This is a genomic window from Pseudomonas weihenstephanensis, from assembly GCF_001043055.1.
Lineage (GTDB): Bacteria > Pseudomonadota > Gammaproteobacteria > Pseudomonadales > Pseudomonadaceae > Aquipseudomonas > Aquipseudomonas weihenstephanensis.
Window position 1 is genome coordinate 197,958 of record NZ_JYLF01000005.1, and the last position, 19,052, is coordinate 217,009.

The 19,052-nt window shown below is 56.6% G+C and carries 23 protein-coding genes; 10 read left to right on the top strand and 13 right to left on the bottom strand.

The features are described from left to right. Positions 1–307 precede the first annotated feature (307 nt). The 4 genes from TU86_RS14040 to TU86_RS14055 are packed head-to-tail and all read right to left on the bottom strand — an operon-like array spanning position 308 to position 3,458. Positions 308–652 (bottom strand): head decoration protein, encoded by a 345-nt coding sequence (locus TU86_RS14040; protein ID WP_048364917.1) that lies wholly within the window; start codon positions 650–652, stop codon positions 308–310. Further along, positions 649–1,770 carry a head maturation protease, ClpP-related gene (locus TU86_RS14045; protein WP_048364918.1) on the bottom strand — a complete coding sequence of 374 codons (1,122 nt, stop codon included), beginning with the start codon at positions 1,768–1,770 and terminating at the stop codon, positions 649–651. Before TU86_RS14045 ends, TU86_RS14040 begins: the two co-directional genes overlap by 4 nt. Next, the gene (locus tag TU86_RS14050) at positions 1,767–3,251 is read right to left on the bottom strand and encodes a phage portal protein (protein WP_048364919.1); all 1,485 of its coding nucleotides are present in this window, start codon (positions 3,249–3,251) and stop codon (positions 1,767–1,769) included. The genes TU86_RS14045 and TU86_RS14050 overlap by 4 nt, the downstream gene beginning before the upstream one ends. Continuing rightward, a complete protein-coding gene (locus TU86_RS14055) occupies positions 3,252–3,458 on the bottom strand; it encodes a phage head-tail joining protein (protein ID WP_047275423.1) in 207 nt (68 codons plus the stop codon). It abuts the gene before it with no gap. A gap of 136 nt (positions 3,459–3,594) precedes the next feature. On the opposite strand from TU86_RS14055, the gene TU86_RS14060 reads away from it, so the two are divergent. Further along, positions 3,595–4,038 carry a hypothetical protein gene (locus TU86_RS14060; protein WP_048364920.1) on the top strand — a complete coding sequence of 148 codons (444 nt, stop codon included), beginning with the start codon at positions 3,595–3,597 and terminating at the stop codon, positions 4,036–4,038. A 2-nt stretch (positions 4,039–4,040) separates the two neighbouring features. Here the strand turns inward: TU86_RS14060 and TU86_RS14065 are convergent, their stop codons facing one another. The 8 genes from TU86_RS14065 to TU86_RS22520 all read right to left on the bottom strand — a co-directional run bounded on the left by TU86_RS14065 (position 4,041) and on the right by TU86_RS22520 (position 12,144). Continuing rightward, on the bottom strand, positions 4,041–6,053 hold the full coding sequence (locus TU86_RS14065; protein WP_048364921.1) for a phage terminase large subunit family protein: 2,013 nt from the start codon (positions 6,051–6,053) through the stop codon (positions 4,041–4,043). Between the two features lie 3 nt (positions 6,054–6,056). Then, positions 6,057–6,665 (bottom strand): hypothetical protein, encoded by a 609-nt coding sequence (locus TU86_RS14070; protein WP_048364922.1) that lies wholly within the window; start codon positions 6,663–6,665, stop codon positions 6,057–6,059. 161 nt (positions 6,666–6,826) lie between these two features. Beyond that, positions 6,827–7,171, bottom strand: coding sequence for a phage holin family protein (locus tag TU86_RS14075; protein WP_048364923.1), 345 nt, complete (start codon positions 7,169–7,171; stop codon positions 6,827–6,829). Between the two features lie 267 nt (positions 7,172–7,438). Then, positions 7,439–7,921 carry a hypothetical protein gene (locus TU86_RS14080; protein WP_048364924.1) on the bottom strand — a complete coding sequence of 161 codons (483 nt, stop codon included), beginning with the start codon at positions 7,919–7,921 and terminating at the stop codon, positions 7,439–7,441. 327 nt (positions 7,922–8,248) lie between these two features. Next, positions 8,249–10,966, bottom strand: a complete 2,718-nt coding sequence (locus TU86_RS14085; protein ID WP_048364925.1) for a DUF5906 domain-containing protein — start codon at positions 10,964–10,966, stop codon at positions 8,249–8,251. Continuing rightward, the gene (locus TU86_RS14090) at positions 10,963–11,184 is read right to left on the bottom strand and encodes a TraR/DksA C4-type zinc finger protein (RefSeq protein ID WP_048364926.1); all 222 of its coding nucleotides are present in this window, start codon (positions 11,182–11,184) and stop codon (positions 10,963–10,965) included. Before TU86_RS14090 ends, TU86_RS14085 begins: the two co-directional genes overlap by 4 nt. Further along, positions 11,177–11,665, bottom strand: coding sequence for a phage regulatory CII family protein (locus tag TU86_RS14095; protein ID WP_048364927.1), 489 nt, complete (start codon positions 11,663–11,665; stop codon positions 11,177–11,179). The genes TU86_RS14090 and TU86_RS14095 overlap by 8 nt, the downstream gene beginning before the upstream one ends. Before the next feature lie 221 nt (positions 11,666–11,886). After that, positions 11,887–12,144 (bottom strand): transcriptional regulator, encoded by a 258-nt coding sequence (locus tag TU86_RS22520; protein WP_082152889.1) that lies wholly within the window; start codon positions 12,142–12,144, stop codon positions 11,887–11,889. A gap of 106 nt (positions 12,145–12,250) precedes the next feature. Between TU86_RS22520 and TU86_RS14100 the strand changes: the two genes are divergently transcribed. From TU86_RS14100 to TU86_RS14140, 9 genes are all read left to right on the top strand, one after another. Further along, positions 12,251–13,006: a LexA family transcriptional regulator gene (locus TU86_RS14100; RefSeq protein WP_053076031.1), complete on the top strand. Its 756-nt coding sequence runs from the start codon at positions 12,251–12,253 to the stop codon at positions 13,004–13,006. A 323-nt stretch (positions 13,007–13,329) separates the two neighbouring features. Then, positions 13,330–13,893 (top strand): deoxynucleotide monophosphate kinase family protein, encoded by a 564-nt coding sequence (locus tag TU86_RS14105; protein ID WP_048364928.1) that lies wholly within the window; start codon positions 13,330–13,332, stop codon positions 13,891–13,893. Positions 13,894–13,904: 11 nt separating this feature from the next. Beyond that, positions 13,905–14,186: a hypothetical protein gene (locus TU86_RS14110; RefSeq protein WP_048364929.1), complete on the top strand. Its 282-nt coding sequence runs from the start codon at positions 13,905–13,907 to the stop codon at positions 14,184–14,186. Beyond that, positions 14,183–14,557, top strand: coding sequence for a hypothetical protein (locus TU86_RS14115; protein WP_048364930.1), 375 nt, complete (start codon positions 14,183–14,185; stop codon positions 14,555–14,557). Before TU86_RS14110 ends, TU86_RS14115 begins: the two co-directional genes overlap by 4 nt. After that, positions 14,554–14,796 (top strand): pyocin activator PrtN family protein, encoded by a 243-nt coding sequence (locus tag TU86_RS14120; RefSeq protein WP_047275447.1) that lies wholly within the window; start codon positions 14,554–14,556, stop codon positions 14,794–14,796. Before TU86_RS14115 ends, TU86_RS14120 begins: the two co-directional genes overlap by 4 nt. Before the next feature lie 53 nt (positions 14,797–14,849). Beyond that, positions 14,850–15,191 (top strand): hypothetical protein, encoded by a 342-nt coding sequence (locus TU86_RS14125; RefSeq protein ID WP_048364931.1) that lies wholly within the window; start codon positions 14,850–14,852, stop codon positions 15,189–15,191. Positions 15,192–15,238: 47 nt separating this feature from the next. Next, the gene (locus tag TU86_RS14130; protein WP_048364932.1) at positions 15,239–16,060 is read left to right on the top strand and encodes a YfdQ family protein; all 822 of its coding nucleotides are present in this window, start codon (positions 15,239–15,241) and stop codon (positions 16,058–16,060) included. A 145-nt stretch (positions 16,061–16,205) separates the two neighbouring features. Further along, the gene (locus TU86_RS14135) at positions 16,206–16,442 is read left to right on the top strand and encodes a DUF4224 domain-containing protein (RefSeq protein ID WP_048365108.1); all 237 of its coding nucleotides are present in this window, start codon (positions 16,206–16,208) and stop codon (positions 16,440–16,442) included. Between the two features lie 5 nt (positions 16,443–16,447). Continuing rightward, positions 16,448–17,512 carry a phage integrase gene (locus tag TU86_RS14140; protein ID WP_048364933.1) on the top strand — a complete coding sequence of 355 codons (1,065 nt, stop codon included), beginning with the start codon at positions 16,448–16,450 and terminating at the stop codon, positions 17,510–17,512. A gap of 277 nt (positions 17,513–17,789) precedes the next feature. On the opposite strand, the gene TU86_RS14145 is transcribed toward TU86_RS14140, so the two are convergent. Next, a complete protein-coding gene (locus TU86_RS14145) occupies positions 17,790–19,046 on the bottom strand; it encodes a HEPN/Toprim-associated domain-containing protein (RefSeq protein ID WP_048364934.1) in 1,257 nt (418 codons plus the stop codon). Between the last annotated feature and the right edge of the window lie 6 nt (positions 19,047–19,052).

The following is a 19,052-nucleotide window of genomic DNA, read 5'->3' on the forward strand; positions in this document are numbered from 1 at the left end:
TTTCTCATTCTTAGACTTATTAGATGCATGGGAATAGAGATGCAGTGCCGGCCTCTCCTTCCCATGGGGCTACTCACTCTTGGGCAGCACCGCAAATCACTCCGATTTTTAGTGCTGCCCAAGGTTACGGACGCCGCCCGCAGTATAGGAATTGTCTGCCAGCTTTTTTCACCATATAAACCGATAAATCCAGTGATAAGCATTCGTTAAAAAACGTTTGGCATCATTAATCTCTCAAATATGGGAATAATGACCGCACAATCACCGGAAACATTCTGAAACAAGTCGCGATTAATAAATCAAGTACTTAGCGCACGATCACAAAATGCTCGCCCAGCGACTTTTCGCCCTCGGGGTCGAGGCCGGTCAGGTGCGCTTCACTGACTTCGGCCAAGCGCACCACCGCACGGCCACGCCGTACGATGTCGGACTCGCCCAGCGGGCCATACAAAATGGCGACAGCGGTCTGGCTGCCGTCTTCGGCAGTCGGCACGTACGGCGCGAACTCGCCCGAGGCCGTAACCAGACCCAGCACTTGGCCGGGGTTCAGGGCCGGGCCAGCGGCCACGTTTATGGCTTCGCGCGAGATGTTGCCCGCGCCTTCGGAGAGCAAGAATTCGCCCGCGTGAATCGGCTCGTGTTTGATGGTCATGCTTTTACCCCTGTCTGGGCGGCGCGACGGGCCGCGTAGATCGCGTTGGTGTCAGGTTGTTTGGCCTGGGTTTTGGGCGCCGGGTCGTCGTTGATCGGCAGGCTGTTGTCGATCTCAAACCCGCCGCCACTGACCAGCTTGTCGAACAGACGACCGCGCACCGCTTCGGCGGTCAGCCCGGACGCCACGAACTGTTGAGTGAACTCCGGCAGCCGCGCCGCCACGCACAGGTCGCGCACGGCCTTGGCGTTGCTGATTGCGGCATTGACCGTGGCTTCGTCGACCAGCTTGGTGGTGTTGATGATGGGTTCGATCAGGTTGCTGATGCCGGCGGTGTTGCAGCTCTGGGTGATCAACAAAGCCAATGCGGCCGAGTCAACGATGGGCGGTTTTCCGGGTTCTGGTTCAGGCTCCGGTTCTGGCGGCTGTTCTGGCGGTTCCTCCAACTGAGCCAACAAGGCTTGCGGCGCATGCTGATAACGCTGCAATGCGCCGCCCTGCCCCAGACAAGCTTTGACGGTGACGCCCTCGCCCACTTCATCGGCCAGCCCCAAGGCCACCGCTTCACTTGCGGTGAGCCACGTTTCGGCATTAACCAAGCGCCGTAGCTCGACCTCGTCGATGTTGGGCGACTTGGCCTTGTAGGCGGCGATGATGACTTCCAGCGCCTGATCCAGGGCGGTGGCGACCTTGCGCAAATCCTCGGCATCGCCTGCCGCGTAGGTCCACGGGTTGTGGATCATCAGCATGGCATTGGAAGCGATCACCACCTTGTGTGCGCCACACACCGCGACACTGGCCGCGCTGGCTGCCAGCGCATCGACACGCCCGGTGCAGCGCTCGCCCAACCGCGACAGCGCGTTGTGAATCGCCAGGCCGTCGAACAGGTCGCCGCCGATGCTGTTAAAGGCCACGACGATGGGCGACACACCGTCATCGAGCGCCGCCAGATCGCGCACAAACTGGTTGGCGGTGATGCCCCAGGTGCCGATCTCGCCATAAACGTAGACCTCGATGCTGCGGGCTTCGGCCTCGCCACTGGCCTTGAGGCTGTACCAGTGTTTGTCCTGCGGCAGCGGTGGGTCACCGGCCTTGTTGAAAATGCGTAGCCTGTTCATGGCGTCTCCTTGTCGGCCGGTTCGGTGGGCAGCTCGACGAGCGTTTTGTAATTGAGGCCCAGCTCGCGGGCGCGTTTTTGGTCAGCGGCGTTTTCTTCGTCGACGGTTTCGGCGTCGTAGCCCTGACGCAGGACCATTTCGCTACGGGAGTTGAAGCCCGCGTTGACTTCCATCATTCGCGCCTGAATGTCTTGCACCGGCTGGATGTAGGCCCAGCCTTGCGGCACCCAACGGGTGCGCAGGTATTCGCGGCGCCGTTGCGCGTAGTCGACAAGCGTCAGGCGCCCGGCGAGCACGGCCATGTCCAGCCACGCAGCCCGCACCGGGCGGCAGAGTTGGTGCACGTACACGCCGAATTGGAGCTGCTCCAGGCGACGGCGGAACTCGTTGAGCACCACCCGTAACGCCCGGTCATTAACCTCGCGCATGTCGCCGGTTAGAATTTCGTACGGCGTGCCGGTCCCGGCGGCTGCGGCCATCAGTTGTTGGCGCATAAAGTCCGGGTAGTTGTTGCCCGCGTCCGGTGGTTTGGAGAACTCCACCTCTTCGCCCGGCCCCAGTTCCTGCATGGTGCCGGGCTCCAGCGCGACCATCGGGGTGAAGCCATCGCGGTCTTCGGTTAGCAGCTGGCCGGTGACTGGGTCGCGCGGTTGTTGCGAGGCTTCGGGCGGTGGCCGCGAGATGAAGCCAGCGAACAGATTGGCCACCTCTTGGCGAAACAGTACCGCGTCGTCGTAATTGTCGAGACTGCGCAGGCGTTTGAGCACCGGCGCCAAACGCGGCACCCCGCGCAACTGGCCGGGCTCGACCGGTTCGAAGATGTGCAGCACCTGCTCGGCCGGGACGCGCACCAGTTGGTTGTAACAGGCGTTAAGCGACGAGGCATCGCGTGGGTGGACGCGGTACATGTGATACGCCACGCGCTTGTGCGCCGGATTGAACTCGATACCGGCGCGGATACTGTTGCCGTTTTTGCATGGTTCGAATTTGTCGTGCGGTACAAACTCCGGGGCCAGCACCTGGAGCTGCAACGGCACTGCCAGATCCTCGTCCAGACCGCGAGGCCGCAGGCGCACAAAACACTCACCGGCCGTTTCCACGGTGCGGGCAATCAGCGCCTGCTGGCCGTAGAAGTCGGTCAGGCCATCGGCGTCTGATTCGTCGACCCAGTCGTCCCACAGGTCTTGTTGACGTTTGCGCAGGGCGTCGTCTTCAGTTTTGGGCCGAGGGGTGATGCCGGTACCGATCAGGTTGCTGACGCGTTTGTCGATGACGTTAAACGCGTACGGATCGTTGCGCACCGCCGAGCGCGAACGGGCACGCAAGTTGCGCAAGGCCGGAGTGTTGAGGCTGTTGATGCCGATGTCCGGCGCGTCCCAACTGGCCGAGCGCCTGCCCTCACCGGCCCCTTCGTAACTGGCTTTGATCCGCTCGGGCAACAGGAAGCCGTTGCGGGTCAGGGTTGGATACTGGCGCGCCATTTAAAGCCCCTTGCCTGCGTGATACAGCCGGATCACCCGCGAGCGCGGCCCCGTGGCGGCGACCAGCGAACTGCGGATTTGGTCGCGCGCCTTGAGCAGCTCATCAACCGTGCGGTACTCCACGGTGCGGTCGGCGTAGCGCACGGTTTTCTCGCCACGCGCGATGGCCGACTCAACGGCGTCGAGGTGCTTTTGGGTAAAGGACATAGGGGCTGCTCTTGGGTTGAGGTGACGCGGGCTGGTATATGGGACACAGTAGGGCCGAGTTGGCTGAACCGGCTACGATTCAGTCAGCGCTTTGACCTTCTTCATGCTCAGCACTTTTTGATCGGAGTTTTGCGACATGTCAGTTTCCAATCTCGATAAATTCAACGACCTGACTGGCAAAGTTTTTGATGAGCTGTATACCCACTTTCCAATGCCCTGTGACTTGATCGCCGCCAAACTCATGACACCCGCCTCGTGCGCAGCAGACGAGGATGATTGCCTGCTGGAACTGGCGGACCACGACGCACAATTCTTCCTGGCTACGGTCCGCTGGCTGATCGGCTCCGGTTTTTTGAGCGGCGAAGTCATCCCCACGGCCCAAGTGACAGGGGCAGTGCTGACGGTCAAAGGGTTTGAGGTGCTCAAAGCCATGCCGCACTGCCTCACCCACGGCCACTCAATCCGCGAGCGGATCGCAGAAACCATGAAAGAAGGCAGCAAGGAAACGCTCAAAAGCCTGCTGGCCGAAGAAATCGCCGTCGGCGCCAAGCTCATCACACCCGTGATCGAGATCCTTTAATTTCAACGGCGCTTCAAGTAGCCACTGGTGGAGCTGCGACGTTGTGGAGGTCGTGCTATCGGCTGCGGTTGTACAACCGGCGGTGCTTCGGGTGGAGCCGTTTCCACCGCTAGTTGCATGGACGCTGCAGCAACCGGCGCGGCAAGGCGTTCAGCGTGTACCGGTTTTTCATCAAATAAACCGGCCTGGGCCAGGGCTTGGCGGATGCGTTCCCAGTCGTGTTCCTTGTAGCGGTTCAGGCCCAGGTAATGCGCCATCGCCAGGTTGTACACCATCAGGTCGAGGGCTTCGTTGCGCTCGGCTTTGCCCTTCACCCACTCGACGCGCTTGTGTCCGCGCACGTACCGCGTCACTTTGCGCTCGGCCACGCACTGGTCGAAGAATTCGTCCGGCAAGTCGTTGGCAAAGTGCAAGGCGCCCGGCCCGTCTTCAAACGGGTAGCGGTTGTAGATCCAGTCCTTGGCGGTGTCGGTGCCGACAAACCACAGCTCGGCGCCGTTGCGTTCGGTCTGGCCTTTCCAGGTCACGTCGACCATCGACGGGCGTTGCGCGATCACCGGTTTCCCCGGTTTGCTCGCGCCCTTGATGGCGAAGATGTTGCGCCACCGGCGCACGCGGCAAAACTGGTAGACCTCGTCGGTATGATGGCCGCCGGAGTCGACGGCGGTGGCGAGAATGCCCAAGCCGACGCCGCATGGATGCGGGTAACGCACCTTGAGTTTGTCATCGAGCACGACCCAGGTGCGTTCGTCCGCCGGGTCGCCCCAGATGATCTGGAAGTCGACGATCCAGCGTTCCATGCCCACGCCCCAACCCATCACCATCAGCTCCAGGCGGTTGGCTTGCACGTCGACCGAGGCCGTGAGCATCAGCACGCGATGGACCATTGCGCCGAGGCCGTAGGGTTCAAGGCGGGCGCGCTTCATCAGAACTTCGGCTTTGGTTTGTTCCTGAGCGCTGTCCCAAACCTTGGCCAGACGGGTGTTGTAGAACACCTGCATAGGCTCAAGGTCGCCCCGGCTCTGCGCCTTCTTGGCCTTTTCAAACTGCTTGGCCAGTGATGGCCAGTCCATCCAGCCGAGCGGTGAATACAGGGCGTTGAGGTGAAAGCCGATGGTTTCGCCGTCGCCCTGCGCGTGGGAGCGCCATTCGCCACGGGCCAGCATCAGGCCCTTGTGGTGCTCTTCGATCAGCACGTCACAATCCGGCCCCGAGCACTGGTAATGCACCACGCGGTAGTCGGCAGAGTAATGCAGGTTTTCCCACTCCAAAATTTGCATGTAGTCGCAGTGCGGGCATGGCACGTAGTAGTAGCGCTGGTCGCTGGTTTCAAACAGGTCGGCGATGCGCGACGCGCCCTTGATCGTGGGCGAGCTGGAGAAGTAGAACTTGGCGTTTCGGCCGAAGGTACTGCCCCGGGTTTCGGCCAGCTCGATGGGGTCGCCCTCTTCGCCCACGTCCACATCCCAGCGGTCGATCTCGTCGCCGTAAATGTAGCGCGCCGACAGCTCGGCCAAGTTGGCCGCAGAGCCGGCGGTGGTGACGTACAGTGAGCCGCCTTCGAATTCCTTGGTGTCCATCGTGTTGCGCGAGTCACGTGAACGGGTCGCCGCCACGCGTTCGCGCAGCACCGGCGTGGCCTTGATGGTCTTGCCGATACGCGACGACACCCGCTTGGCCAGGCTCAGGCTCGGCAGCAGGGTCAGGATGTTGGACGGCACCATGTGGATCAGGCCGCCGATCCAGTTCAGCGCGATCTGGGTTTTCATCAACTGCGAAGCCACCATCGTGACCACGCGTTTGCAGGGGTGAGCCGGTGACAGGCAGCGCATGGGCTCGCGTGCATAAGGCGTACGCGAGGTGCGGTACTGGCCGGGCTCGGCGGCGCCGGTGTCACGCGGGATGCGCATGTATTCGTCGGCCCACTGGTCGACCCACAGCGACGGGTCAGGCCGTAGCCCACGGAAATACGCCTCGCGGTACACCTCTGCACCGTTCGGGATTTCCGTGTGCATGGGTTAACTCTTGTGGTTGAGGGCGTGAACCAGGTCAGCCGAGGACATGCGCTCGGCGTCTTCCAGCGAAGCGCGGATCGCAGCGGTGAGGCGGCGTTCGATTTCCCACGGGTCGGTCATGACTGCCAACTCGGGGGCCAGTTGCGGTGGCATGCCCAGCAGTTGATCGCGCAGCAAACGGCCCGCGTTGAAGGCGCCGGTTTTCACGGCTTCCAGCTCGACATGCGAGCCCTGCACTTTGTGGAATTCCGCCTCCGCCAACTGCGCCAGGTAGTACTCGCGGTGGGCTCGGGCCTTTTGGAAGTCAGGTTGCTTACCGGCCGGGCCGATTGCGGGCTGCGGCGCAGCCATGCTCGGCGTGGATTCGACCAGCGGGGATAGCTGGCTGGTGACGTCGCGCTGCACACGATCCGCTTGATGCCGGGCTGCGACGGCGGCCTTGCTGGGGTCGGCGGTGTCACGAATCAATGCGACGGTGGCGTCGACATTCACCCGCTTGCCGTCATCCGACAGCACCAACCGGTTGTTGTCTTTAAGCCAGGTGATGTAACTCGGCGCCTTGCCGATGTGAGCCGCAAAGGCGCTCTTCGACAGAAAGATGGGGTCTGTCACAAGCCCTCCTTTTCTACGGCTTTTCAATGCAAGCCTTTCAATTTCAATGGATTGAATTTCAATAAGCTGACAGCCCAGCGGCTAACGATTTCCCGCGGGTTTCCTGCCCCGTACCCGTGGATATTCCCCAGGGTCCCCGGCAGGTTTGGAACATCAGAGGATTATTCCGAGCGATCTGTTGGGGTGGGTACGTCACAAACGCCCAGGCGCTTGGCGGCCCAGCGCTCATAAAGGCCGATGGCGACATCCGCTCCGGCCATTGCCGTGAGGCAGCCCAGTGCCGAAGACGCCCAGAGTGAAACGCCGTTGACGTGCAGCAGCATCATGGTAGACAAGCCGCACACGACGCAGGCACCGGAGCGCAACACCAACCGCCGCACCAATGACCAACCCCGGGCACCGTCCTTGTCTGCTCGCCACATCTCACCGGACACACCACCGATCATGGACAGTGCGATCACTAACCAGATCGGCATATCAGCTAACGCTTGTTGCTCTGTTGTCATGTTTAGCCTCAATCAATAGAACAACGCGGGTGCTGAAAAAAGAAAACCCCGCCGGGGTGGGCAGGGTTTTCAGTGCGCTGGTGTATGCCAGGGCGAGATGCACAGCACGTGCTCGGGTAGCGCTTAGGCGCAGAATTCATATCGTGGGGACGTTTTACCCCTGTTCGGTAAAACCGAAAATAGGTGTTTTTCGGTCATTCTGCTCTACTCACTTTGACGCAACTTTGACGCAGGTTTGAGGTAAGTAACCCCGACGAGCGGTCACGCTTAACCAGCTTGGCCCAGCACCGTTGCGCGGGTCAGGTTGGTTGCTTGGCTGCCGCTGCGCCGGGTGTAGCCCCGTGTGGTGCCACTTCGAACGGTGAGGATCAACATCACTTGTTGATGCAACCGCTTCACCCAGTTGCGATACGTTTGGTCTGCCCCCTCGGTAATGTCGAGCAGTCGCATTTGCTCACGTCGCGGCATGGCTGGCTGATGCAGATAACGCAGTCTTGCCAGCTTGGCCAGTTGCTGGCCTTTGGTGGACTGGCGGGCCAACTCGGCAACGGCGGCTGCCACTTCGCATGCGATGTGATCCATGCCTGCGCCCGCTCCCACCAACAGATGCCGTGAACCTGCTGTGCCCCGAGGGGCGCATCCGCCGTATTGCATGATCGTCGCCATTGGGCTGCCCAAGCCACCGGCCTCGCCAACGTGGCAGTGCTGCTCGCCCCAATGCTGCATCAGTTCTTCGATTTGCTGAATCATCCCCATCTACTCCCTGAAAAACCAACCTGACACAGAAAAGAACCAACCTGACACACACCTAACACACTAAAAAACCTTTAAAAACATAGCCTTAATGCTCTATGTGTTGGGTGTGTCAGGTGTGTTGGGTTTCTTCTCACGTACAAGAAATAATTAACGAACATCAACCTTTGACTGATTGCACATGTACACACGCCCACATGTGCGAGAAACCCGCCACACCTGACACACTGACCCCGAAAGCCTTTAAAGACGTGGCCTGTAGCTGTGTCAGGTTGGTGGTTCTAACCCGCCACACCGTCAACACACCCCACACACAATGAGCCGTCATGCTGCGCTGTCCTGTCGTTGCCCGAACTTCACGTGCTCCCAACTACCGACACTCCAGCCACCGGCCTTGGCCGCTTCGCGCCAAGTGGTAACTGCCGCCCCTAGCCCGGCCGCTGACACAGATGGGGGCGGGGAAGGTGCCGGATCAATGCCAGACCACGGGAAGAAGAAGGTGCCAAAGGATCGCCGCGAGCCATCCATCCAAGGCTTACCCTGAATCTTGTCCACTTCCGTGGAGATGAACCCACTGAACTTGGTATGACTTAAGGTGTGTTCCTTGTTGCGGTGGCACCACTCCAAAAATAACGCGTACAGATCACTGCTGACGCACACGCTGAACGGCGCCCCCAACAGGCCATTGCGCCATTCACGCAGAAAGGTTTGCCAACTCGCCATACTCAAGTCCACCAAGCGCTGACGGGCCTCAGTGTTGGGCGGTCGGGTGCGCTGATCGAAATCACCCAGGTCATAGCTGAGCAGGTAGTCATACAGCGCAGGGATACCCTCGTTGGCCAACTCACACTTAACCCGCTCTTGATCCTCAGGCCCCAAAGTTTCCTTGGGCCAGACCACCAACATGCGCCGGTCATTCTCACCAATCGGCCACGGCATAATCTCGTTGGAAAGGAACACCGCATTCATGTGGTTGGCTTCTTCCCAACCGTTCACAAACTTGGACTCCATGCGTACCGTTTTGCCGGTGACCATGTGTTTGATCTTGCCCACCTGGTTGTATCGCTGATCGCGACTGACAACTTCCTCAAACACGCCGTACAACTTGTTTGACTGCCACACCGTCCAGCTTGATTCCAACTGCGACTGCCCTACCGTGGCCGCATACTCACCGTAAACAGCACCCATGATGTCGCTCAGCAACAAACTCTTGCCGCTGCCTTCCATCGTGGAGTGCAGCAACACGGCGGTGTCCATCTTGGCACCGATGTTTTGCAGCGGATAAGCCAGCCATTTAATCAGCCAGTCGGTTGCCGCTTCGTCGTGGTTGCACAAGAAGCTGAACAGCGAGCGCAGGGTGCGGCATTTATTCGGCTCATTGAGGGGCACCAAAGGCAGCCCCTCAAAGGTATTGATGTACACCTCGGGGTCTTTGGTCATACGTGGGTCGAACACGATATGTTCCATGTCCACAGTGCGGCGATCAGGGCTGTTCAACCACATGGCATAAGCGTCGCCCAAGGCCATACGCATGGCACCTTCCGGGACTCGGCGACGACACTTGATGTCCCAGGAGTCTTTGGTGCCGTCTATATAGACATAACGCTCGGTCGGACTCATGCCCTCCCCCGACACCTGCTTAAACTTGGCCTCTGCTTTGGCTTTGTTGGCTTGGCGCTCAGCCATGTCATCGGCAATGACCTTTTTCTGACCGGACTCAAACCAGTCCTTGGCCAACACTTTGGTGACCAGCAACTCAAACGCAGGCTTTTTGATAATGACGCGCTTGAACATGTCGAAAACGGCGGTCTTGCCCTCGATCAAGGCAAAGCGTTGGAAGACTCGGTCAGCCGTCCACTCACTCCCCCCGCCCCCCTCAGGTGCAGGAGCCGCCGCGCTGGCAGGCATCAATTCGCCCGGCCCGCTGGCATCCTCAGATGGGGTCGGGGGAAGATCCGCAGGTGATGGCCGGGATGATTGCTGCATCCCCAACATCCGCGCCGCATCTTTGACCGCTTTGGATTGATCGCCGCCGTGCTCAAGCAGACAAAACACCTCAAACGCATCGTTCTGGTGACCATTGGCCAGCGGATCAGCGCCGTGGTGCGAGTAGAGTTTGTCATCGGTAATAGTGATGCCTGGCAAGCCGGTGCTGCTCTGCGGATAGAGCCATTTGCTACCGCGCTTAATGTAGCCGTGCGCGCGCAGCAGCTCTTCAACATCATGGCAGCGGTTGAACTCATCAATTACCGAGGGCCGGTTGCCGGAAACCTGCACAGGTGCCTTGGTCGACTTGGGTTTAGGCTTTTCAGCCTTCGGCGCCCAAGGGCAAGCAGACTCGGCGTCACGCTTAAAAATGTCCCAGCCCTGCCAAATATTCAGCAAGTCGCTGGTCAGCACTGGCAACCCTTCAGCGGAAGGTGGTGTGCGCCAGGTATATGGTTTGCCGGTACCGGGATGAATGGAGGGCGGCAACACGTCTTGCACCAAACCCGCACGCAATTCGAAGACGGTAAAACGCTTGTAGGGCTCAGCTTCGTCGCGCGCGGCGGCTTCGCCAACCAGATCGCCCGCCTCTTTGGCTGCTTTGGCTTTGGAGATTAGTCCTTTAAAAATCGACCCATCAGGGTCGTTTTCATTGGGCCATGCCAGGGAGTGACGGGTGAGGTCTATTCCATCCGGCACCTGAAACAGGATACGAAAACGCGCCGGGTTACCCACAACCGTCGGGTAAACCAGCGCCATTGCATCCAGATCCAGACCTAACAGCTCGTACAAGACGTGACGCGTCCACTGAACATCGTCCACATCCAATGAGCACACGCGGCTTGGGCCAAGCACTACGCCAAGGTTATGCATTGGGTTTGCTGCCCAAAACGCCTCAGCGGCGCTCGCATCGGTGATGTAACCACCGGGTTTATTCCAGCCCACCCCCTTTGGGGCCTTTTCGCCGGGCTCGATGGCAACAAGTGCCAAGTTGAAGGTGTCAATGTAGCGTCGTGCCCATGTCGCCATCGGTACAGCCTGATTGCGGTCAGTCATCTACGGCGCTCCCGCAACTCTTCGCAGGAGATGCAGGTTTCACAACCCTGGACTGCCTGTTGCCGAAGCAGCGGAATGGCGTCGTCGCAATCCACACAAAACCCCGTACTGGACGTGGCATTTGCTTCACGTTGACGCTTTTCAAGAGCGCACCGCGCTAGAGCACGCTGCAAAAACTCATCCGCATAGTCGTTAGCCAGATCGACGTCATCAGCCATTGTCGCGATCCTCCATTGCCTGACGTGCGCCGGTCATGATGCCCAACACCTCGCGGATAACGTCCATGCCACGTTTTTCTAGAATGGCGACTTCGTGTGCTTCCCAGACTGCGTCGGCCACGCCTTCGTGCATGCACGACACAAACTCACCGGACTCAGCCAGTAACTTCCCTACTGCTTTCAAGGCTTCCTTGGTAGCAGGCACTGGCGTTGGTTTGTACCAAACGGCCCCGGCTGGACGCACCAACGCATCAAGCAAACGAGGATCAGCGGTGAGGCGAATCACCTCTTCCAGCTCATCCGGTGTCAGCCAGCGGCGCTCTTCGTCAAGTTTGAGTTTCTTTTGCAGGGCGTCATTGTCGATCACCATCGCGAAAGCTAATGCGGTGACACCACCCTTATAGGAACGCCCTGCGCGATACAGCGCGTGACGCAATGAAAGTACCGGACCAGCGTCCGGCAATAGATCGATGCGACTCATAACCGTAAAAACCCCTTTTACGGTGTAGCCATAAAGCAGGGCACGCCCTATCCTACGACCACGACCGATGTACATGTGCTGTGTATCGTCGTAGCTGGACCGGAGGATCTTTGGTGAGAGGCTCCGGTCCAGCACCCTTTTTGAACGCTGTTGATGTACTGCTGTATTGCCCCATCGACCTGACATTTCTTTGGTGAGAGGTTTTGGGTCGACGTCTTATTTCAAGCTGCATGAACAGGCTGAAGGTCGTCAGGTGTGCAAAAAACATCTGGCCGCAAGTCTTCACGCGAAACACCTGTAAGCAGCTCTACTCGTAAAACTAGCTCAGCTGGTATTTCTCCTTTTCTGTACCAGTAGGAAACAAGCTGCTGGGATACAGGTCGGTCTTCGGTTGAAACAAGCAACGCGAATGCGGTCTGACCACCTGCCAAGTCGATAGCTTTCGCAAGTGCCTCTCGCATGGAATCGGAAATGCTCATAACAACCTCTGAACGGAAAGTACGCGGGCAAATTACAACAAAACTTGTTATCTCTCAACGTGTTTTTACGTTTGAAAGATTACAAATGTTTTTGTAGCCTCCAGCAATGACAGAAACTACCCCCGTACCTAGCCGCCTAGCCTTACTTTTTAAGGCTCGCCGCGAAGAGCTTCAATTGACACAAGAAGACGTCGCCAGCAGGGTGACGGCGCTCTTGCCGCCGTCAAAAAGGCTAACGCAGCAGTCTTATGCCGCGTTCGAAAAGGGAAAATCACAGACTTCCAGACATGCCATTGCTATTGCCCAGGCTCTTAATCTCCCGCCTGATGTTTTGAGCGATCAATGGCGTCATTCACCACAGAACATTGAAAGCCTTGCGAATGCCAAGCTGATTGCTGAGCCAATTTTGATATGGGATGAAAAAACTCCACTTGCTGATGAAGTAGAGGTCCCCTTGCTTAAAGAAGTAGAACTGTCGAACGGGTCTGGACGGACAGCATTACAAGAGCACGGCAAAGTAAAGCTCGGCATAAGCAAAACCACCCTGCAAGAAATGGGGGTCGATCCTGCAAACATAATTTGCGCATCAGTCACAGGTAATAGCATGGAGCCCGTGATACCTGACGGAAATACAGTAGGTATCGACAAAGGAAAGACCTCTGTTCGGGATGGAGACCTTTTTGCATTACGCCACAACAACCAGCTCAGAGTTCGGATGCTCTACAGGCTCCCAATTGGTGGCTTAAGGATGCGAAGCTTCAACCGAGACGAGCACCCTGATGAAGAGTATTCGGACGAGCGAATCAAAGCCGAAAACATTGAGATACTCGGTCGAGTATTTTGGTATTCAGTGCTGCGATAAGCCTGCCCACCCCTAAAGAACCCGCCAAGCGCGGGTTTTTTGTTAACTCAAGAAAATATTTACAAGATTTACTGTTGACCTTATAACAAATAAACACGTATTGTTTGTCTCGCCCTCTCACCAAGAGTACGAGCCATGCAGACGACACAGCACAGCACCACCCGCAGCCGAGGTTGCACACACCCGGTAGCCAGTACCAGCCGCCCCCTTGTTGGTGCCATTCAAAGCCCTGCAAGGCTACCGGTCACTACCTCCAGTCCAGCCCGAATCACCCAGGCTGCTCAACACGCTGAAACTTTCGGCCCAACCGTAGGTGATGCAGCATGAAACAGGTACTGATTGGACTGGCAGGCCTTGCCCGCTCGGGTAAAACAACCGCAGCAATGCACTTGGCCAGCACCCACAACTTTCAAACCTACGCATTTGCAGACCCTCTGCGCGAAGGCTTGATGACCATCCTCAACCTGACTGAGCGTGACTTTGACGACGAGCACAAAGAGCAGCCTGTCGGTTGGTTAGGCCGCTCAGCACGTGAGTTGATGCAATCGCTGGGTACAGAGTGGGGCCGTGACCAAATACACCCGGATTTGTGGGTGTGGCTGGCCGAGCAAAACCTTGCGCTGCTCGGGCAAGCCAACGACGTAGCCAGCGGCTTTGTGATTAGCGACCTGCGCTTTGAAAACGAAGCCGCTTTCGTCCGCGAAAAAGGGGGCTTGGTTATTCACCTGCTGCGTGAAGACGCCCCCGATGTGAACTCACACATCAGCGAGTCCGGCATTGCCATCCACGACAACGACCTCGTACTTCACAACGACGAATCGATTGAAGAGTTGACAGGCCAACTGGACGAAATCTTCACTGCCTTGTGCACTCGCGCAGCGGCTTAAGGAGCGCCCACATGAACCGAACCCTGGACGCTACTGCCGCCCTGCTCGGCTTAAAACCACGCGCCTTTCGTACCCGGCTGCGTGAACTTGGCATTTTGACCCAAAACGGTGAGCTGGCCACCAAGCACCGCGACCAGGGTTATCTCTACGTAGACACCCGCAGTCGCTGGAACGCGAACATCAACACCTTTAGCTATTACGCGGTGGTGATGGTGAAAGAGCCAGGTGTGAAGTGGTTGAGCACGCAATTGGGCATAGCCCTAAAACCAGTGACTAAGGACGCCGCCGCATGAAACAGAACGCAATTACTCAAGCGATCGGTGCCCTGAAACTGGTCCCGATTTTCGTCAACAACCCGGCCATCATCAGCCGTGCCACGCTGATTGGCGCATCAGCAGAAGCGGTCGCCATGCTTGAAGCGCTTCCGGCTGTCACTGCCGAGTTGGCCGAAGTCTTTCGCCGCGTAGATGCCGTAATCCTTGAAGGCCAAACCGCTTACGTAACGCCTACACGCTGCCCGGAGTACCCATATGGCGCTGTTATCGCTGATAGCAAAGGCAACATTTGCGCCGCAGCAATGGGAAAAACCCAAGAGGGTCTGGCCGAGCTGATTCGCCTCAAGTTGCTGCCCCAACAAGAGGGGTGCGGGGAGGATGTAGCGTGAGCGACACACTCGACCAACTGCGCCGGGAGTTCGCCACTCCCTGCCCCAGCCTGACGGCTGTACGCGAACGCTACTTCACGCACATCAGAACAGATCGTTACCTGCTCAGCGAGATTAAAGCCGGGCGCATTGCACTTAAGGTCACCCGCCTGCACCGCTCAAGCAGAGCAAAGCCGGTGGTGTACCTGCACATGTTGGCAGCTTATCTAGACGCGCAAGCGCCAAACCAAGCCGCCTAAGTATTCCCCTGACTCTCGGGGGCCATAGCAACCAACGTAATGAGGCACAGCACATGAGCAAATCACGTCCATTTATCGACACCCTGCGCGACATCGAAGCTGGCGGGCTACTGGATGAACTTAGCGAAACCCAGCACAGCTTGATCGACGCCATTCGCCTGACCGGGAAAGGTGGCGAGCTGACCATCAAGCTCACCTACAAACCCGATGGCAACGGCCAGATGACCATCAAGGCAGACGTCAAAGCCAAAGAGCCTGCCTTGTCGCGCGGTACGTCGCTGTTCTTCCTGACGCCTGAGGGCAACCTCACTCGCCGCGACCCACGCCAACAAGACCTAGCGCTTCGAACTGTGGGTGAAGAAAAACCCGAAGTTCTGCGCCAAGTCAGTCAGTAAACACCTCTCGCCTCTCACCATTTGTATTACCCACTGGAGCACATCCAATGCAACAAGCCCTACAACAGCTGTTCAGCTACGCTCAGTCCCTCGGCAAGCCCGTCGATCACCCTGGGTTGGCCGCACCCATCGCGCTGCTCCCGAACGATGTAGCACTCAAAAGCCTTGAGCACTTGTTACCCGCGCCGACCCGCGCCAAACAAAAACTCACCGTGCTGGATGCTGAGTCGTTCATCGACTACGTGAATCGCTTCGCCACTTCGGCGACGGCTGTGTTCTGCAACGGCCCGGAAGGTCGCACTTTCTCAGCAGTCATTGACTACCACCAGCCCGAGAGCCCTGCTTGGCTGGAACACGTCGCAACCTATCGTTGCCCGACCACTGTTGAATGGGGCCGCTGGAAGGAATACGACCGTAAGCGCATGGATCAAGCGACCTTCGCTGAATTTATTGAAGAAAACGTGTGGGACATCACCCAGCCTGCCAACGAACAGAATGCACCAGGTGCAGCGGATATGCTGGAAATCAGCCGCACCCTTGAAGCCAAGAAAAACATCACCTTCCGCCAAGGCACCCGCCTCGACAACGGCCAAGTGCAACTCACGTACAACGAAGAAATCGACGGCCGTGCTGGCGAAGCTGGCCAGTTGCGCATTCCTGAGCAGTTCTTCATTGCAGTGAAACCCTTCCTTGGCGGTGATGCCTTCTGCGTGCCTGCGCGATTCCGTTATCGCATCCAGGACGGCCGCTTGATGATGTGGTTCGAACTGGTGCGCCCGGACAAGGTACTTGAAGAAGCCTACAACGCGGTGCGCGACAAAATCCAAGCAGCCATCAGCGAAGTACCGCTGTACGAAGCCACTTTGTAAATAACCACCCGCACCATCCCGCCGCGGGCCTCTCACCAACGATCCCTGCGGCGGGTTTTAACGAGGTACACAGCACATGCATGCACAGCACGCTTTAGCCAGAAAATCGGGAGCCGAGAGGCACGAGCCCCGGGAGAGCCGCATGATGGCATTTCAAAGTGAAACGCTTACTGATGAAGAGCTGGCAACCATTACCGGCTATCAAATCCCATCCAAACATATCCATTGGCTAGTCGAAAACCGCTGGGAGTTTGTCCTGACTGGTGCTCGTCGCCCAATTGTTGGTCGGTTATATGCCCGAATGAAGCTGGCAGGCGTTAAGCCTGTAGCCGGGAATGTTGAGGCCGAAGTCTGGACCCTCGACTTGTCGAAGGTTAGTTGACCCCCATGCGTAAAAAAAACACGGCAAACCTAGATCTTCCACCGCGAATGATCCGCCGCATAAGAAAAGGTGCGACCGGAAAAATATGGGTGTCGTACTACTACAACGGCAGGGACGCAGCCGGAAAGCGAAAAGAGATACCTCTGGGCACGGATCTCGACCAAGCAAAAGTTGAGTGGGCCAGGCTTGAACGAAAGGCACCTCCGAAACCCAATCATCTGATGACTTACCTGTTTGACCGGTACGAGAAAGAAATCATCCCCGGCAAATCAATCCGCACTCAGTCCGACAATCACAAAGAACTTAAGCAACTGCGACGAGCATTTGAAAACGCTCCCATCGAATCGATTACGCCTCAGGTTGTAGCCCAGTACCGTGACGCAAGAACAGCCAAGGTCAGGGCTAACCGCGAGATCGCCCTACTCTCCCATGCGTTCACCATTGCACGGGAATGGGGTCTCACAGATAAGGCTAACCCTTGCTTTGGTGTTCGCCGCAATAAGGAGAAACCGCGAGACTATTACGCGGGTGAAATCGTGTGGAACGCGGTATACACCGAGGCGGTGCAGGAACTGAAAGATGCAATGGACATGGCATATCTGACTGGGCAACGTCCGGCCGATGTACTCAAAATCGCGGCAACTGATCTGAACAATGGTTTTTTGCTAATCGGACAGGGCAAAACTGAAAAGCGCTTGCGCCTTCGTTTGGAAGATGCAGGCGTCCAATCCGGACTGAGCACCTTTATTGATAACTTGCTGGAACGACGCGCTATTAACGGGGTTAAAACTTCGACGCTGATAACTAACTCGTCGGGGCTGCGTATGAGCCAGCAGATGCTACGCAACCGGTGGGACGATGCTAGGGAGAAAGCTGCTATCAAAGCTGCTGCGGATGGTGATTCAGCACTTGCTGCTAGTATTAGGCAGTTTCAGTTCAAGGATATCCGCCCCAAAGCAGCCAGCGAGATCGAGCTAACGCACGCAAGCCGCTTGCTGGGGCACTCCACTGAGGAGATTACCAAGAAGGTGTATCGGAGAGTTGGGGAGATTGTTAAGCCTACAAAGTGATCCAAATGCGGCCAAGATGATAGTTACCAGAACGGCAATAGCAGATGCACAATTCGAACCAGTTTCACCTTCATAAGAGGTTGAAAATGTCCGAAAGAGACTATTCCGGACAGGCTGCTACCGGCCAGAAGCGGTCATCATGTGTGTATACCTGGTATCGATTCAGAGCTCATAGATTACTTATTCAAACTCTTTACCTAAAAAACCGACGGTGGGCTCCGTCTGCTACAGAACCGAATCACTGCCGAGGTTCTGATCATGACTCAGACAAATGATTTTACCGACACGAAATAGCTATCGTGCTCGCCTCCATAATTATTGCGTCAAGCACTCGACTGAGCTTGCTTAAGTCATAATTATTTTCCGACTTGGGATTTATCTGTTGTGCAAAAAAATGCTTTGTATAGCTATCTTTATACTCAAGCGCCCCCTGATAAATGTTTGGATCTCTTTTTAAGTTTGTCCAGATAACTTTTGCTGGTGGATAATCCTTAATATTTAGATCAAGATAACACTCAATTGCAGCTGCGCGCCCATTAATATTGGAATTATTAAGCCCTTCTGGGCCAAGGCAAGGAAACTCATTAAAGTCAGTCAGCTGAGGCAGAATTAGCGCCCGCACATTTGGCGGAAGTGATAAGGCTAAGGTTTTTTGATAAGCCTCATATCCCTCCGCATCATTGTCGAAGACAAACAGAACTCGATTCTGGATATCAATCCGCACGAGTCCCTCGGCAAACTTAATTAAATTCCCAGTTCCGGGAAATGGGTGTCTCTCAGTTACATCAATGAAGTCGAAGAAATCCGACACGTATGGACGTAGCAATGAGAACGCATGCTTAAGAATATGCGCATCAGAAGTTCCCTCGGTAGCAATCATAAATCGCTGAATACGCGGAGCCCCGGCAACAAAATCCTCATCATAAGCCCATCCGTTTTCAACCAGAGAGCCAAATTCCCACGTAACATTAGTATCCAGATTAGAGTCGCACTCGGCTAAAACCCTGAGTAGCATGTAAGGAGGAAAAAAACCAAGCAGTCCACCATAATATGTGACCTCGGAGTAAGCATCGTGAACAAAACTATAACCTGGAATACGCGATTTAAAAACTTCGTCTGAGAAACGGCCTTTGACTTTCTCCGGGCTTTTGTAATGATCCCAGTGGTAGGTAGCATCTAGCTCAGAAAGTGGAGTTCCTCTAACAAACTGCAAGAGTTCATCAAAGTTGAGAAAATTTTCTTCTGAAGAGCCCTCCGTGAATTCTGACTTAACATACTCTTCGTAAAAAAAACGAGCTTGTTCTAAAGTATGGCCACCTAAGTCCAGCCTAGGCTTAATATCGCCCAGACGACGGCTTAGCACCTCTTGTGAAAAGGCCTCTGGCGGGGCGCCCCCTTCTTCGTCCGAGAGTTCATATTCTGTCAGAATTGTTCTGTCTTCTTTTTGAAACAAAAAACCGTGGTCGTTGCCTTTATGGTTCTTGCTCCAATCTAAACAGATACCACCGACCTTCAATTCAACCACGGTTCCCATATTGTT